Here is a 16,646-nt window from a genome sequence, read left to right on the forward strand (position 1 = left end):
TTTTTCATATCGAAAATTTAACCTTCATATATTGGTACAAGCAAACAAGAAAGGGGCCCATCATGAATTGGTTAGAAGCTTTTATATTAGGGATCATACAAGGTTTAACAGAGTTTTTACCGATAAGTAGTACAGGTCATCTTTATTTAGGAAGGCATTTGTTTCAATTAGATGAAGCAGGATTGTTTTTAGATACGATGCTGCATATCGGCACTTTACTTGCAGTCTTTATTTATTACAAAAAAGAATTTATATATTTAATCAAAAATCCGTTTTCAAAGCTGATGCTACTACTTATTGTCGGAACGATACCCGCAGTTGTAATCGGGTTGTTATTTAAAGACTTTTTTGAGGATATTTCAAAAACAGGTATTACGATTGGTTGGGAGTTTTTAGTGACAGGATTCTTCCTCTACATGGCAGATAAACAAAAGAATGGTCGTAAAAAAATGGACGACATTACATATAAAGACGCATTTATCATCGGTTCATTTCAAGCGGCAGCTATTTTTCCGGCAATTTCTCGTTCTGGTATGACAATCGTCGCTGCATTATGGAGGAAGTTAGACCGCGAAACTGCTGCTTACTTTTCTTTTTTATTATCAACGCCAGCCATTGTCGGAGCTATCATTTTGCAATTTGCAGATGTTTTTCAAGGGAAAGCAGAATCTATTTCTAGTACATCTTTAATTGTCGGAACGTTATCAGCAGCGTTTTTTGGATACATAGCCGTTTCATGGATGATTCAATATTTAAAACGTCACTCTTTAAAAGTATTCGCGTATTACGTATGGGGATTAGGTATTTTAATTTTAACGTTGCAATTTACTGATGTATTTTAAGTATAATGATAAAGAAGTTAATTTGTTTAAGATCCTGTTTCATTCATACAAGGCAGGATCTCTTTTTATTAAGGGGGAAAACATGTTTAATAAGGCTATCGTTATTGGTGGAAGTATGGCAGGAAAGTTCGCAGCAAAAGCATTATCAACTTCTTTTAAAGAAGTAATCATTATAGAAGCTGGTGAAAGATGGGATGGAAAGTCTTCGAGAAAAAGAGTTCCACAAAGTAATCATCCTCATGTGTTATTAAAAGGTGGAGAAAACGCAATTGAAGAATTGTTTCCTAATATTATGAATGAATTAATAAAAGCAGGTAGTATCGTAAATAACTTTACTCGCGATTTAAAATGGCATCAATTTGGTCTATGGAAACAGCCGTTCATAGGGGAAGTACATATGATTCAACAAAGTAGGTTTTTGCTTGAATGGCATATTCAAAAACGAATATATCAAATTTCAAATATCACCAGTAAATTTAAAACACTAGTGGAAAGGTTAATAGTAGACAGAAAAGCTAACAAAGTATGTGGTGTAAAAGTTAAATGTTTAGAGACAGACACACAAGAAGAAATACATGCAGATATTGTTGTTGATGCAAGTGGATTTAGTTCAAAAAGTATAGAGTGGCTACGAGAATACGAAATTGAAGTACAAGAAGAGAAAGTTCGTATTGATTTATTTTACGCAACGAAAATGTTTAAACTTAAAGAAAATGAGGAGTTAGACTGCTGTAATATGCTAATGTCTCCAAGTTTCCCTGACAATCCGCATGGTGTTCTTATTCAAACGATTGAGGATAATCGTTATTTTGTTACTTTCAGCGGGTATGCAAGTGAGAAAGCACCACAAACAGATGAGGAATTTTATAATTTTGCTGAAAATCTATCAATCTCCAATGTTACAGATTTCCTAAATAAAGCGGAGGCAATTTCAGATATCAAAACGTATAAAATTCCTTATCAAGTACGTCGGAGATTTGATCTCACTACAAATATGCCAGAAGGATTATTAGTCGTTGGAGATGCACACTGTCGTTTTGATCCTGTTTTCGGTCAAGGTGTTTCCGTTGCAGCTATGGAAGCTCACCAGTTGCAATTACTTCTGCAAGGTAGAAAACAACTTGATAAAACATTTACAAAACAATTTTATAAAAAGGCAGCTACTATAATAGAAACCCCTTGGGATATGACAACAACGGAAATATCACGTCACCCGCAGCTACAGAGAGAATTAACTACAAAACAAAAATTTCAGCTATGGTATACGAAACAAATATATCGACTATCCGCAAGTAATTCTGATGTTTATATTCGGTTAGTACGAGTGATGAATTTAATTCGTAGTCCATTTCACCTATTTCATCCAAAAGTGCTACTTGCTGTGTTATTAAAACGAAAGAAATAGCAGGAAAATAGTTGATTAAAAAAGAATATATAACAGTTAGTAGATATAGAAGGGGTAATCGAAATGAAAATATACATAGAACAATTAAAGAAACACGATGCTAAGGATTTATTTACGTTTGAACTTACGAATAAGTCTTTTTTTGAAACAATGGTACCTAATCGTGGCTCGCAATATTTTGATTTTGAATATTTTCAAAAACTACTAGATGATTTATTAATAGAACAGGCGGATGGAGAATCTTATTTTTATTTAATTCGTAACGAAGAAAATGAAATTGTAGGAAGAATAAATTTAATAGATATAGATTCGGAGACTCGAATCAGTTCGTTAGGTTATCGGGTCGGAGAAAAATTTACTAAAAAAGGAGTTGCAACTGCAGCCGTAAAATTAATTTTAGACGTAGCAAAAAATAATGAAATTAATGAGGTTCATGCTAAAACAACTTCTAATAATCTTGCATCACAAATTGTACTAGAAAAAAGCGGATTTTCTTCTTATCAAAACGAAGCAGATACAACATCTGTACAATTAAATGGGGAACAGGTGAATTTTGTACATTATATTTGGAGAAATAATTCGCGCTTATAAGAAGGGGGACTTATTCATGAATGATTTACGATATCCAATTGGGCAATTTACATACAAACGTCCTATAACGGAAGAAATGATAGATACATGGATTCAAGAAATTGAAGATTTACCTAATGAACTAACGAAAGCTATTAAAGATTTAGATCAGAAGCAGTTAGACACACCGTACCGCGTTGGTGGATGGACAGTTCGTCAAGTAGTCCATCACGTTGTTGACAGCCACATGAATAGCTACATACGCTTTAAATTAGCACTAACAGAAAAGAATCCAACGATTAAACCATATAAAGAAGAAAAGTGGGCAGAATTACCTGATTCTAAATTACCAGTAGATGTTTCATTAGTAATGTTAGAGTCATTACATAAAAGATGGGTTAACCTTTTATATTCTTTAGAACTTGAAGATTTAGAAAAGACATTTAACCATCCAGATACTGGTGAAACAAAACTTGCTGTTGCAATTGGACTATATGCATGGCATGGTCGTCATCATACAGCTCATATAACTTCATTAAGAAAACGACTAAATTGGTAACATGGAGATTACATTAGAGAAGGCAACAGAAAGTGATGCAGCAGTTTTATTTCAAATGCAAATAGACTCATTTACCCCTTTATTAAATAAATATAAAGACTATGAAACAAACCCAGCAAATGAATCTATTGAAAAAACTATATTTAGAATAAATAATCCCAGCAGTAATTTTTATAAGATGATAATAGATTCGAAACTTGTTGGAGCGATATGTATATCCCAAAAAGAACTACCTTATAAATTTTGGATCAGTCCAATGTTTATTCATCCAATCTATCAAGGGAAAGGAATTGCTCAGAAGGTACTTATTTTAATTGAAGAGATGTTTCCAGAAGCACGAAGTTTTGAACTTGCTACGATTTTAGAAGAAGAAAGAAATTGTTTTCTATACGAAAAGATGGGATATAAAAGAACAGAAGTAACTAAGAAATTAAATGATAAAACTACACTTATTTATTACAAAAAAGAAAGGTAAAGCGTTTAAAATACGCTTTACCTTTTTATGTTATTTTAGATTAAATATACAATTTTAATGTATATTCTTCCAAAATAATCGGATTAGTAATTTTTTAAATGAATAAACATGCAAAAATACACTATTTCGTCGTATATGTTACCAACGCTTTTTGAATGCTTAAAACACTATCGTCACCTTTAAATTCTTTCGTAATTGGCGTACTCAAACTAGATACCCCAATTTTAAGTTCTGCATCTAAATCAAAATGCCCAGCTGTTTCAATGCTAAATTGTGTAATGCTTTTATAAGGGATTGAATGATACTCAGTTTTTTTACCTGATATTCCTTGTTTATCTACTAAAATAAGACGACGATTTGTGAATACAATTAAATCACGAATTAATTTATAAGCATGTTCAACTTTCTCATCGTCTAACATAATCTTCTCTAAATCACGTTCTACACTTTCTGTACTCGTATTTGATGCATTTCCTAAAATACCGCTAAATAAACCCATAGGAAATTCCTCCTCCATTATTTGTGGAATGTGTTACTTATATTGTACCATGCTATTTACTAAGAAATTATGATATTACTTTAGTAGTTTCTGGTTATTATTGCAATTCATTTATATAACCTCATCTTAATATCTTATGCTAATATGTAAGTAAGAAAAAAGAAGCAGAGGGATATAGCATGAAAAATATCGGTTTAGTATTAGAAGGCGGAGGAATGAAAGGTTTATATACTGCAGGCGTACTCGAATATTTTATGGAAAAGAACTTATTTTTCCCTTATGTAGTTGGCGTATCCGCCGGAGCTTGTATGGGAGCAACTTATTTATCACGTCAAAAAGGGAGAAATAAAAAAGTAAATACAGAGTTAGTAGCAGATCATCGCTATATATCTTATCGAAATTTAATTCGAAAACGTGAATTATTTGGAATGGATTTTTTATTTGATGAAGTACCGAATAAAATTGTACCGTTTGATTTTCAAACTTTCTTAAACTCAAATGAACAGTTTGTTATAGGAACGACTGACTGCGAATCAGGACAAGCTATTTATTATAATAAAGCAGAACACGGAAATGACATTTTAAAAATCATTCGTGCATCTAGCTCAGTGCCGTTTATAGCGCCTGCTGTAGAATATGATAATCGAAAATTACTAGATGGAGGACTTATAGATCCTATTCCGGTTTTAAAAGCGCAAACTGATGGTTATGAAAAGAACGTTGTAATTATGACAAAACCAGAAGGATATGAGAAGCAACGAAATAAATTTTCTGGCCTAGCTAAAATTTTATATAGGAAATATCCGAATATCGCACAATCTTTAGTAGAACATTATCGTTTTTATAATGAGACGATATCTTATATGAATCAAATAGAACAAAAAGACAACTTTTATATTATTCAGCCTAGCGTACAGCTTCCAATAAGCGGAATAGAAAGAAGTAAAGAAAAGCTCGTTAATTTATATAATCTTGGCTATACAGATGCTCAATATCATTATGAAAACTTATTAAATTGGATAGAAAACTAAAGGGGTGGAAAGTTGAAGTTAGGAAAAAGGGTTATTTTTAATGAATTGCAGAAAATGCATAGTCCACTGCATAAACCGTTTCCGAATTGTGACATTCGAAAAATACGAAAAGATTTTAATAATATGTTTACAGAAGATGATTGTATAAGCGCTGATTTAAATTATTATTGGATGCATACAGCAGGTACTTTAAGTTACGTGCTTAATAATAATGAACAGGAGATTGTGTTCAATCAAATAAAGTGGCTAAGGAAATCTTTTTTTGAATGGTTTCCACAATATCGTTTTTTAGAAACAGAGATTATGAAGTATCCCATTTTGTATAGAGATTTCATGAATTATGAAAAGACTCGAAAGTTATTACTTTATTACCTTACTGATTAAAAACGTACAAGTGATGCTACTTGTACGTTTTTTGTTCATAAAATATTCAATATTAACAACTTGTCCATGTAGGTATTTTAACGAGAAAAAAGAAGTACATATAGAGAATGTGTGAGGGAGGAGATAGAAGTTTGTTAGCTGTTTTCCTTTCAATTCATGTCCAACTCAAATATTTCGAGTAAAATTCGCTTCTAAATGGTATTATCAAATATCAAGAAAACTAATTTAGAAACGAAGAAGGGACAGGTTTAATATGGAAAACGTATCAAATGTAGATAAAGTAGAATCAATTAAATCTTTACAGTCAACAATCCGTAAACTTGAAAATGCGCTATCTCAGATGACTCAAAAAGGCTCAAACACTACTTTAGTGAAAAAAAGACTCAAAGCAGCTAGTATCGGCTTAGCTATGTTAGAAAGTATTTGGAATCAAGAAACCCATCATTACACGCAAAAGGATTTAGCAGACGCTCGAAATGTTCTAATTGGTTTGCTTCCATCAATTGAAAAGATTTATGTTAAGTCAAAGCTCGGGAGTCCTCAAAGAACTCTTTTAGAAAGAAGAATAAAATCATTGGAACTTTCTATTCAAGCAATTGATCATTTTTCTAATCAATAACTTCTCTAAACACATAACTTACGACTACTTTTATATAGGGATTCTAATGAAAAAAACTACATATAGAATACTACAAAGGAGGAAGAGAGGTGACTACAATAATCAGTCCTAAGTTAGAGAAGCTTAAAAATCAATTAAAGAATGGAAACGAAAAAGCTCTTTATACTTTTTTGCATGAAATCAAGTCAAATCATACACCACTAGTAGAACAATGTCCTATAGATAATCAGTACAAACTTATAACTTATATATGGTTAGGTGATCAAAATACTGAAAATGTTTATGTAGTCGGTAGTTTTCCTGGTTGGGATCTGTCTGTAAATCAATTACAACGATTGTTACAGACAGATATTTGGTATGTTACGTTTAGGACGAATAAGAGGTTCATTTCAACTTATTATTTTACAGTAAATGATTTTTTCAAAAATGATTGGATAAAGCGTAGTGAACAGTACCGACTAGACCCATTCAATGAAAATGTATTTGGAGAAGGTGCCAATAAAGCGTCTGTGTTAAAAATAGATATGGAAGTGCAGTATAGCAGTCGTTTTCATTCAAATGATTATCCATCCGGAAAGATTGAAACATATTCTTTTTATAGTTCGATTTTAAATAACACACGTAAAATTCATATTTATACGCCTCATGATTATTCTCACACTTCACATCTTCAAGAACTTCTCATTGTATTTGATGGGAATTCATTCATTAATGACCTTTCAATCACAAAAACACTTAATTATTTAATTTACGAAAAAGAAATCCCATCGTGTATAGCTGTTGCCATAGATCCTGTTGATAGATTAGAAGAGCTAACTTATTACGATAAAATGAATACATTTTTAAGGGAGGAATTACTTCTGTGGATTCAGGCTAAGTATCGTGTGCATAAAGAAGCGAAACATACAACAATTACAGGTTTCAGTCTTGGTGGCCTAGCAGCTTTTTATGCAGCACTTCAAAATCCATATATTTTCGGAAATGTGTTGTCAATGTCTGGATCCGTACATTGGGAAAAGGATAATTACGAAAATACAATTCCTTGGATTGAAAATCAAATTTCATCAATAGATTTTAATACGACTCATCTCAATTCTTACATAGCAGTAGGTGAACTTGAAAACGAACCTCTTTTAACGGCTAATAAACGGCTATATAGAGCTTTAGAAGAAAAGAAATACCAAACCACTTATGAAGAGTTTCAAGGCGGACATGATAGCGTGTGGTGGCGAGAAAAGCTATTCGATGGATTAAGGGCATTAGAACTTACAAAAACGACACTAAAAAATAAAAAGGAGAGAGAATCTATGAATCAAGAAGAACTAGATAAAAAACTAAAAAAGCAAGAGATTTTAGTAAAAGATGAGAAAGTTTGGTCCTATACGTATGAGGATCATATTAGTTCTATCGTTAAAGAAGCAGAAAAGAAAGGGTCTTTTGATAATTTACCTGGTAAAGGGAAACCACTGAATCTTGATAAAGATCTTTCGTACAATCCTGAAAAACAACTGTATAGAACTTTGAAAAATAATCATGTTTTACCTAGGTGGATTGAGATTTCAAAGGAAATTGATGACTTAAAAGAAAAACTAAAAGAAAATACAAATACTGCAGAAGCAGCGAATTTAATTCGGACTATTAATAAAAAGGTTTTAGAACATAATTTACTTTGTCCAGCAAGTGCGCAAAAAACGAGGGTGAAAACGGACTTTTAACAATTTTTCATGAAGCTATCTCTTGCTATATAATTAAGTAAGGCATTTTCAATTCATTATGAAAGGGAGGCAAATGTGATGAAGAATACGTATCAACTTCAAATTCCGAAAGAACTAGAGCAGTATCGTAGTATTTTAGAAGAAAGTGTAAAACCGTATATTAAAGTGTCTGGAACATTAGCAGAGACAACCCTTTTTGAAAGTAAGTTTGGTGGTTATCCGTATTTACCTATAGATCAAGAGCATCCTAAAGATTCAAATGGACAACCTATGATGTTACTTGCACAGTTAAACTTTGAAGAAATTCCGCATGTTGAATATATGCCCCAAAAAGGAATATTGCAGTTTTTCGTAAGTACTGATGATGAGCTTTATGGAGCAGATTTTGATCACCCAACAATCCAAAAAGACTTTCGAATTATTTATCATTCTAAAATTACTGAAGATTTAAATAAGGTAATTACTGATTTTAGTTATTTAAACATTTTAGAAATAGAAGACTTTATCATACCTGAAGCAGCAAAATTAAAATTTGAATTAGATTATCAACCCATAACATCTAGAGATTATCGATTTGAAAAGATGTTTAGTGAGGATATTGATTGGGAAGAAATTGTTGATGAAGAAAATAATACAGAATTAGGCGAACTGTATGATGATTTATGTAAAGATTTCGGACATAAAATTGGTGGTTATCCATTTTTTACACAGACAGATCCAAGGGAATGGGAAGAAAAATACCAACAACATGATATATTATTACTACAAATCGATACAGACGACTCATTAAATATTATGTGGGGAGATTCTGGTGTTGCTAATTTCTTTATTAAAAAAGAAGATTTGTTAAATCTAGATTTTTCCAATGTTATTTACAACTGGGATTGCTACTAAAAAGATATAAATGAAATACTAGCAAGCTAAAAAATCTTCCTGAAGGTGAGGGAGATTTTTTTATGTTAAAAATAAACGTTATGTTAACTAGAGTGTAAGATAATACGAATAATAAAAGTCAAGCGTAAATAACAGAAATAACAAGAAATAATGTAAAGTTGTAAAACGTGTGTAAATAGCAATAAATTTATAAAGTACAACATAAAATAAAATTATTAATTTATATTTTGTAAAAAGATTTTTCCGCATAAAAAAATTGTTACTGATCAAAAATGTTTTTGATTCGTTAAATCTTAATCAATAATCGATTAAGATTTGCTGTGATGAATTTATAAATAAAAAAAAGATAAAAAACTGTATAAATGCGTTTAAAGAAGATTTTATGTGAATCTCACTAAAAATCTCTGTTTCGTCTCATTAAGTATAGTTTACTTGGGTTTTGATACCTGATATTACTTCGTTTCTATAACTGCCTATAATATATATTATGTTAACTGGATAAAAGTAATAAACTTATTATATGTTAGTTTGCATTGTTACGCTTCCCTTTTCATCGGATTCATTCTGTGTAATCGATTGTGTGCTTATTTGTTGTTGTTTTATGAGTTGTTGATGATAATGTCTCCAGATATAAATTATATTTAAGACAATAAAAAATGCAATTCGTTTTAAATGAACACATTAAACGAATTGCATGGATATGATTCATAATAAGTTTTTAAAATTAGTTTGCTACAGCAATTGCTTCGACTTCAATTAATAAGTTATCGTTAATTAACTTTCTAACTTCGACAGCTGAACTTGCTGGCGGATTATTAGTGTCAATGTATTGATCTCGAATATCTCTAACAACGGCCATTTGAGAAATGTCTGTTAAGAAAAATGTTAATTTTACTACATCATTGAAATTTAAGTCTGACGCTTCTAATGCGATTTTAATATTTTCAAATACTTGTCGTGTTTGTGTAGCTAAATCATTAATTCCAACAATTTGACCGTCTATATTAATTGCTACTTGTCCAGATATGTAAATCGTTCGTTTAGCGTTACTAACTTCCACTACATGTGAGTATCCAAAAGTTGGTGGCCATCGTTTCTGGATTGATAAATTTCTTTTGCATGGCTCTTCTCCTCTTTAAATATCTTGTTTTCTTTATATTAGATTTTAAATTCAGATTATCCCTTATTTACTATAATAATTATTTACCGTTCAGCTGCTACATTTGTAAAAGTATATTAGCACTTTAATTTAAAGTTATTGATGGATTATGTACGTTTGATTTTTTTGGGTGCTTGTTATAATTACACCTTGTTTTATTAATTCTTCAGTTACTTTTGTATAGAAAAAGTGATACCACCAGATAAAAAACTCTTCATAAGTAATTTCTTTTGAGTATCTGCTGCTGGCAAAGTATTGTTTTAAAGGTTTATCGTTTTCATTGAATAATAAGACTAAATCTTCACTGATTGTGTTTGCAATTTCGTTAAGTATAAATAAGTCTGTTGATTTAAATACAGGGATAACAGGTTGTGAATTTTGATATAAGCCTAATTTTTCGTAAACTACGTTTAAATGTAAGTCTTTTTGTCTATCTGCTGCTACGAAACCTTTTACTAATTGTTTTTTCTTATAATTAATATCGGTACTATTGTTTTGAAAATATTCTTTAAATGTTTCGTTATCTGCTGTTATTAAATTTAATGTTGAATATCGAGAATTTCCATAAAGACCAATTTGAACTTCTCCTAAATCTAAATACGTATTACCATACATCCCGAAAGCCTCTATATCTGTTAGTTCTTGTTCTTGAATAGCATAATAATATCGTTTCTTATTTCTTAAAGGTCGTTTCTTTTTTAAATAGTTTTCTTCAATGTAATTTATTTGTCCAAAATCTAATAACACACCACTATACAATAAAAGACTATAAGATTCTCTAGATAAATGATTAAACGTGTCGATTCTTTTTGAAATATCTTCAATATGACTTGAATAGTTTTCAAAAATCTTAAGTGTTGGTTTAATTAGAGGTTCACAAAGATTATAAAGCTTTTCTCCTTCACAAACTGTTATAATCATACACGTTGGATAGTACCTCCCTCCTATTTGTTTCAATAGCCCCTCTGCTTCTAATAAATTAACGCGCTTTTCAAATTCATCATTCGTCCAATTTAACATCATTTTTATAGCATTTGACTCAAAACCAAGATGAATCAATACAAGTAAATATTGAAGTTTCGTTCCTTTTATTTTTATAGATGGCGAATTATCTCCAGACGAAATCATTTTTGCTTCATAAGCTGTATGTAATATATTCTCCGGACTATTATTAGTGAACATTTCATATTCTCTCCCTTACTAATAAATTCATTATAAAATCTATGTATTTATTAAGTTCTATAAACGAAAATGAGTGTCCTCTAATAATCTCAAATTAAAAACCTTAGCATAGATATACTAAGGTTCCTTACATTTTTATAATGAATGAATTCTTTCATAGTCTTTTTTAAAATGTTTATTTTGATTTAGTAATTCGGCTGGTAAATTATGATTTTGTAGTACCTGATTTAAAGAATTCATAAAGCTATATGATCCTCCTACAAAGCTTACTGTATAAGTTTCATACTTGACGTAACCATCCCCATCAAAATATTCACGAACAAAATGATGTAAATATTCTTCTGGTACGAAAGGGAATTCAATGTTAAAAGATTTACATGGCATAATTCCATGTATGTTCATAAGGTTATATTTTATTGTTTTGCTATTAATATTTAGCATATATACACCTGTTTTTTTGTTTTGGTATAGCGGCTGATTTGTTTTTAGTTCTTTTTTTATATCTTCTAAAATATAACTTTCTTTTTGTATAACACCATCCGCTGCTATAAATCCTAAAATATAAGCCATATTATTTGACCACATTTTAAAATAATTTTCTGTTATGTCATATTTTCTCTTCCAACTGCCTATAGCGCGCCTTGGTACGTTGCTATCTGATAGAACCATCCGAATATACCTCGCAGACACATTAGCAAGCGTAGCTATTTCTGAGGTACTCTTCCCTTCTGTATATAGCTGCGTTATTTCAGATTTCGATAGTTTACATTTTGATTTCTTTTTTCTCTCTATTTGCACTTACATCCTCCCCTTCCTTTTAATAATTAGGGACATATTTTCTTCTATAACATATAACAAAACGTATGTTCTTTGTTACTTGTAAGAAGAAATTTACTAAATTAAAACAATTTACATTTACTTAGTATTCGTTTTATCTGCTGCTGCATGGTTTTTATTTTGTATATAAGAATAATGAATTTGACAAATTTATTAAATGTACTGCAATTACGGTGAAAGGTAAAATGATTTCGTTTAAACTACAAATAGCCACAGTTTGGAGATGCCTCTTCCCCGTTTCCTCTGTTTAATAGTAAACGTTATAGTGGTGCTTTTTCTTTAGAGCATGAAGATCTTCAAGAGATTGATGCAAAATACGGTCCATTCGATCTTACGTTAATGGAATGCGGGCAATATGATCCAAGGTGGTCTGCAATTCATATGTTGCCTGAAGAAACAGTACAAGCTCATATTGATGTACAAGGAGAATTACTTCTTCCGATTCATTGGGGTGCTTTTACATTAGCATTACACGAATGGAGTGACCCGATAGAACGTGTTACGAAAGAAGCTAACCGTTTAGGAGTTAAAATTACAACACCTCAAATTGGGGAATCTATTACGTTAAAATCTACAGACTATCCTAGGTATGCTTGGTGGCAAAAAGTCTAATTATAATAAAAAGCGAATCTGTCTCATATAGAAGATTCGCTTTTTTTCTTATTAATTATAATGTATTTTTTACAAACTGATTAAACTTGTCTATTTCTTCAACGAATGGATTATGATTACTTTCTTCAAATTTAGTTAATGTTGCGTTCGGGATTAAATTTGCTATTTCACGAGAAAATATGTAGGGACATTGTACATCATGCTTACCACAGTATATAAAACTTGGGATTTTTACGAATTTAAGTTTCTGACGAACATCATAATCTTTATATTCAACTTGTCTAAAATAATTTAACCGATTGCCAACTGTCTTTCCGCTATTCGGCAATTTTAATGCCTCTTCAAGCTTTTCTTCAGAATAAAAAGACATAAGTGCCCACTCTCTACTTAATGCTTTTCTTTCTTCTTGTACTGTACTATCATCATTTAATGCATTCATAATTGATACGATTCTATTAAATTTTACATTTTCACTACAATATATACTATCTTTATGAGATGCATATTCCTTGCTCGCCGCTGCGCCACCAACAATTATTTTCGTTAAACTTTCTTGTGCTTCAGTCGCATATACAAGAGCTAACATCCCTCCTGTCGAATGACCAGCAAACCCCCACTTATTAATATATAAAGCTTCTCGAATCGCTTCTAAATCTTTAATCGTTTCGGTCATACTATATTCAGAATCAGTTTTAGCCAAATCTGAATTGCCACATCCTTTTAAGTTAACTAAATATACGCTATAATGGTCAGTAAATGGGTTTGCAAAAGTATTTCCATTATCATTATACTCACTATACAAATGAGTAACGCAAAGTGGAGGTCCTTCTCCCTTTAGAAAATATTCAAACTTTCCTCTTGGAGTTTTGATAATATTTGTTGTCCACATATCGAATCTCCTATCTGAAATTTTCATTTTCTCTTAGTTTGTTATTTATAAGCGAATAGTATTATATAAAGAAGTAAGTAACCTATCCTGCTTAACCAATTTCTGATTCCTATAATTTATTAATTTATGATTAGATAAAATAAAATTATGCTCTAATATGAATTCATTGTGGAGCACTTCAACTAAAAATTTAGGTATCATCTCTCCTACGCCGTAATTATAATCACTAAGAATCCAAGAAATCTCTTTCCAATCTAGAATTCCTTCTGAGACTTTTTTTGGAGTGTGATATATAAATTCATGAAGTAACTCTACTAGATAAACATACATACCGCCAGAATATGAAGAATCCTCCCATGTAATAATGCCTTTAAATTGAATTTGGTCATACGTAACTTTTATATTAGTCTCTTCTTTTATTTCACGAATCGCATTTTCTAAAGGTGTTTCGCCCTTTTCTATCTTTCCTCCTACACCATTCCATAATCCTTTTACCGGATCATATTCTCTATTTAACATAAGTATCTCTTCATTTCTTTTTATAAAACATAAAGTGTGCTTGTACATAACGTGATTCCTTCCTCCGTTTTTAATAAGCTCTTACTGGAGATATAAGATGGATTGCTGCAGAGTGTGTCCCTGCTTCAACTAATATCGGTCTCATAGAACCGCTGAAACTTAAAGTAACCGTTTCTTCTTTTATTGCCCTTAAAGCATCCAACATAAATCGTCCATCGAAAGATATATTGAATTGTTTTTCACCTTGAATTACATCTATCTGTTGTGTCTCAGATATTTTTCCAATCTGAGAAGCATTAGAAGAAACTTTAATTGTAGATTCATTTACAATTTCTAAGTTAACATTGTTATTTGCCCATTCACTTGCTAATAAGCTTGATCGATCTACCCCTTGTAACATTCTTTGTCTATCTATGTTAATGACTGTTTGAAATTCATTTGGAATTAAACTAGATATATTAGGATATTTCCCTTCAATTAATCTTGAATATAATGTAGTTGTGCCGAATGTAAAAATAATGTGGCTTTCTGATAGATAAATAGAAACGAATTCTAAATTGCTGTTCATTAATTTTAAAAGTTCATTAATGGTTGCACTTGGTACAATACAATTCGCTTTCACATTAGTAGAAATTAATGTTTCACGTATAGCTAGTCTATGAGAGTCAGTTGCAGCGCATATTAATTTGTTGTGGTCTAACTTGATATGTACTCCAGTAAGAACGGGTCTAGATTCATTTTTCGCTACTGCAAAGACTGTTTGTTTAAACGCATCAATCAATTGTTTTGTTTCTATTTGTATTTCTGCATGATCGTCTATTTGTGGTACGTTAGGAAATTCATTCGCTGGAAAGCCATTTAAGTTTAATGTGATTTCTTCTGATTGTATGGTAATTGTTTGCTCATTCTTACTTTTTATTACTATATCGCTTGGCATTTTCTTTATAATTTCAATGAAGTATTTTGCAGGTACAACAATTGTTCCTGCTTTTAAGGTAGTCGTAATTTGTTCGTCATCCATGGAACTAGGGATGAATTTTTCGATGAAAATATTTGAATTACTTGCGATTAAAGTAATTCCAGATTGATCTGCAGTTATTTTTATACCGGATAGTATAGGAATTATAGCTTTGGTAGATATTGCTTTACTTACTTCTGAAAGTGCTTGAGTGAAATGTTTATGATTAACGATAAACTCCATTTTTTCCCCGCCTTACATGAAATGATAGTTTTATGAAGATTGATGAATGATTGTTCCGTTAAAAAAGTAAGGTACTGTTTCTTTCCTTTGTAATATATTTAATAAGTGTTCTGGTATACGTAAATGCGGTTCTGCTCTATGTAATTCCATCCAAGTAATCTCTTCAATTTCTTTTGGCCTTGTTATATTTGTTTCCCCTCCAATTTTTTCACCTAAAAAATTAAAGAATATTGCATGATGTCCTCTCTCTTCAAAAAAAGCTTCGCTAATGTAACAAATACCATTTACAGTTATATGTAGACCGGTTTCTTCTTTCACTTCTCGAATGACTGCCTCCTCTAACGTTTCTCCTAATTTAACTGCACCACCTGGTAGTGTGTAATAAGAACCATTCTTCCCTTTGTTTTTTACCATTAAGATCTTTTCATTTGTTTTATCGTATAAAAGCGCATATGTAACATTTACTTTTTTCATCTAAGTCCACCTTCAATAACGAGAATTTTCTGTCTTTGTTACATTCTACCATTTAATCGTTTTAAAATATAAAAAAATTAATAGAGTATTTCATTTATCTATCCTTAGTAAAGGTAATAATTGATCCCCTTCATTTCTAAATAAAAAGAACGTATTTTGAAAGTAATTATTCAACGTACGCTCTTTATGATTTGATTGATTCATTTTGGGATTCTATATATTTTCTAACCTTTTTTCCAAATAGTATCGATTATGTCCTTTAGGGTGATCTTCACTTACTCCAATTACTTTATATCCATGTTTTTTATAAAAAGCAGGTGCCTGAAAGCTAAAAGTATCTAAATTGATTAGGCTACACTCTTTTTCAATTGCAAATTCTTCAATAAGTTTTATTAACTTGGTTCCATAACCTTCGTGTCTATATTTTTCAGAAACCCATAAGAAATCAACATGTACGTGGTGCCAAAATGTAATTCCAGTTATTCCGCCTACTATTTCTTCATTTTCATTTTTCACTATAAAACTAATTTTTTCTGAAGGCTTTTTCTCTTCATCTGAAATATGTTTTTGATTATATTCAATTACTTTTTCTCTTATGTAATCACTATCTTCTTGGACCCATTGTTTTACTATTTTCATTTTAATTATCACGCTCCTTTTAAAGTATCTATTCAATTTAATAATCGTAATATCCTGTCTAACTTAATTGTCGTAGTGCAATGTTTCATTTCACTAAAATTTAAAAAAGCCGTACTACATTTTATTTGTAGTACAGCTTTT

16 protein-coding genes and 4 pseudogenes are annotated in these 16,646 nt (G+C 30.9%); 11 read left to right on the plus strand and 9 right to left on the minus strand.

What is annotated here, in order from left to right; all coding sequences use genetic code 11:
- Positions 1-62 precede the first annotated feature (62 nt).
- From QCI47_RS14570 to QCI47_RS14590, 5 genes and pseudogenes are all read left to right on the plus strand, one after another.
- Positions 63-842: an undecaprenyl-diphosphate phosphatase gene (locus tag QCI47_RS14570; protein ID WP_001104267.1), complete on the plus strand. Its 780-nt coding sequence runs from the start codon at positions 63-65 to the stop codon at positions 840-842.
- Between the two features lie 82 nt (positions 843-924).
- Positions 925-2,247: an FAD-dependent monooxygenase gene (locus QCI47_RS14575; protein WP_309423050.1), complete on the plus strand. Its 1,323-nt coding sequence runs from the start codon at positions 925-927 to the stop codon at positions 2,245-2,247.
- A 63-nt stretch (positions 2,248-2,310) separates the two neighbouring features.
- The gene (locus QCI47_RS14580) at positions 2,311-2,838 is read left to right on the plus strand and encodes a GNAT family N-acetyltransferase (RefSeq protein WP_074543391.1); all 528 of its coding nucleotides are present in this window, start codon (positions 2,311-2,313) and stop codon (positions 2,836-2,838) included.
- A 16-nt stretch (positions 2,839-2,854) separates the two neighbouring features.
- Positions 2,855-3,376, plus strand: a complete 522-nt coding sequence (locus QCI47_RS14585; RefSeq protein WP_000999076.1) for a YfiT family bacillithiol transferase — start codon at positions 2,855-2,857, stop codon at positions 3,374-3,376.
- Position 3,377: 1 nt separating this feature from the next.
- A pseudogene (locus tag QCI47_RS14590) lies at positions 3,378-3,851 on the plus strand (GNAT family N-acetyltransferase); the annotation flags it as partial.
- Between the two features lie 121 nt (positions 3,852-3,972).
- On the opposite strand, the gene QCI47_RS14595 reads toward QCI47_RS14590, so the two are convergent.
- Positions 3,973-4,350, minus strand: coding sequence for a PH domain-containing protein (locus tag QCI47_RS14595; protein WP_353811834.1), 378 nt, complete (start codon positions 4,348-4,350; stop codon positions 3,973-3,975).
- Positions 4,351-4,529: 179 nt separating this feature from the next.
- On the opposite strand from QCI47_RS14595, the gene QCI47_RS14600 reads away from it, so the two are divergent.
- The 5 genes from QCI47_RS14600 (at position 4,530) to QCI47_RS14620 (ending at position 8,993) form a co-directional block, all read left to right on the plus strand.
- Positions 4,530-5,381 (plus strand): patatin-like phospholipase family protein, encoded by an 852-nt coding sequence (locus QCI47_RS14600; protein WP_095842874.1) that lies wholly within the window; start codon positions 4,530-4,532, stop codon positions 5,379-5,381.
- 12 nt (positions 5,382-5,393) lie between these two features.
- Positions 5,394-5,765, plus strand: coding sequence for a YxiJ-like family protein (locus tag QCI47_RS14605; RefSeq protein ID WP_000765966.1), 372 nt, complete (start codon positions 5,394-5,396; stop codon positions 5,763-5,765).
- Between the two features lie 253 nt (positions 5,766-6,018).
- Entirely contained in the window at positions 6,019-6,384 is a 366-nt protein-coding gene (locus QCI47_RS14610; protein WP_000432683.1) for a hypothetical protein, read from the plus strand.
- 89 nt (positions 6,385-6,473) lie between these two features.
- Positions 6,474-8,099 carry a DnaJ family domain-containing protein gene (locus QCI47_RS14615; RefSeq protein WP_353811835.1) on the plus strand — a complete coding sequence of 542 codons (1,626 nt, stop codon included), beginning with the start codon at positions 6,474-6,476 and terminating at the stop codon, positions 8,097-8,099.
- A 78-nt stretch (positions 8,100-8,177) separates the two neighbouring features.
- The gene (locus QCI47_RS14620; protein ID WP_309423043.1) at positions 8,178-8,993 is read left to right on the plus strand and encodes a YwqG family protein; all 816 of its coding nucleotides are present in this window, start codon (positions 8,178-8,180) and stop codon (positions 8,991-8,993) included.
- 724 nt (positions 8,994-9,717) lie between these two features.
- Here the strand turns inward: QCI47_RS14620 and QCI47_RS14625 are convergent.
- The 3 genes and pseudogenes from QCI47_RS14625 to QCI47_RS14635 all read right to left on the minus strand — a co-directional run.
- A pseudogene (locus QCI47_RS14625) lies at positions 9,718-10,114 on the minus strand (RidA family protein).
- 134 nt (positions 10,115-10,248) lie between these two features.
- The gene (locus QCI47_RS14630; RefSeq protein ID WP_000494911.1) at positions 10,249-11,334 is read right to left on the minus strand and encodes a hypothetical protein; all 1,086 of its coding nucleotides are present in this window, start codon (positions 11,332-11,334) and stop codon (positions 10,249-10,251) included.
- A 165-nt stretch (positions 11,335-11,499) separates the two neighbouring features.
- A pseudogene (locus QCI47_RS14635) lies at positions 11,500-12,132 on the minus strand (endonuclease); the annotation flags it as partial.
- A gap of 249 nt (positions 12,133-12,381) precedes the next feature.
- Between QCI47_RS14635 and QCI47_RS14640 the strand changes: the two are divergent.
- Positions 12,382-12,783: pseudogene (locus QCI47_RS14640) on the plus strand (MBL fold metallo-hydrolase); the annotation flags it as partial.
- A 55-nt stretch (positions 12,784-12,838) separates the two neighbouring features.
- Here QCI47_RS14640 and QCI47_RS14645 read toward each other — a convergent pair.
- From QCI47_RS14645 to QCI47_RS14665, 5 genes are all read right to left on the minus strand, one after another.
- The gene (locus QCI47_RS14645; RefSeq protein ID WP_262718172.1) at positions 12,839-13,672 is read right to left on the minus strand and encodes an alpha/beta hydrolase; all 834 of its coding nucleotides are present in this window, start codon (positions 13,670-13,672) and stop codon (positions 12,839-12,841) included.
- A 45-nt stretch (positions 13,673-13,717) separates the two neighbouring features.
- Entirely contained in the window at positions 13,718-14,239 is a 522-nt protein-coding gene (locus QCI47_RS14650; RefSeq protein WP_242231045.1) for an NUDIX hydrolase, read from the minus strand.
- Positions 14,240-14,261: 22 nt separating this feature from the next.
- A complete protein-coding gene (dnaN, locus tag QCI47_RS14655) occupies positions 14,262-15,392 on the minus strand; it encodes a DNA polymerase III subunit beta (protein ID WP_076855530.1) in 1,131 nt (376 codons plus the stop codon).
- 30 nt (positions 15,393-15,422) lie between these two features.
- Entirely contained in the window at positions 15,423-15,866 is a 444-nt protein-coding gene (locus QCI47_RS14660) for an NUDIX hydrolase (protein WP_353811836.1), read from the minus strand.
- Between the two features lie 213 nt (positions 15,867-16,079).
- On the minus strand, positions 16,080-16,505 hold the full coding sequence (locus QCI47_RS14665) for a GNAT family N-acetyltransferase (RefSeq protein ID WP_061130350.1): 426 nt from the start codon (positions 16,503-16,505) through the stop codon (positions 16,080-16,082).
- Positions 16,506-16,646 lie beyond the last annotated feature (141 nt).

This window comes from Bacillus cereus group sp. RP29, assembly GCF_040459765.1.
Lineage (GTDB): Bacteria > Bacillota > Bacilli > Bacillales > Bacillaceae_G > Bacillus_A > Bacillus_A paranthracis.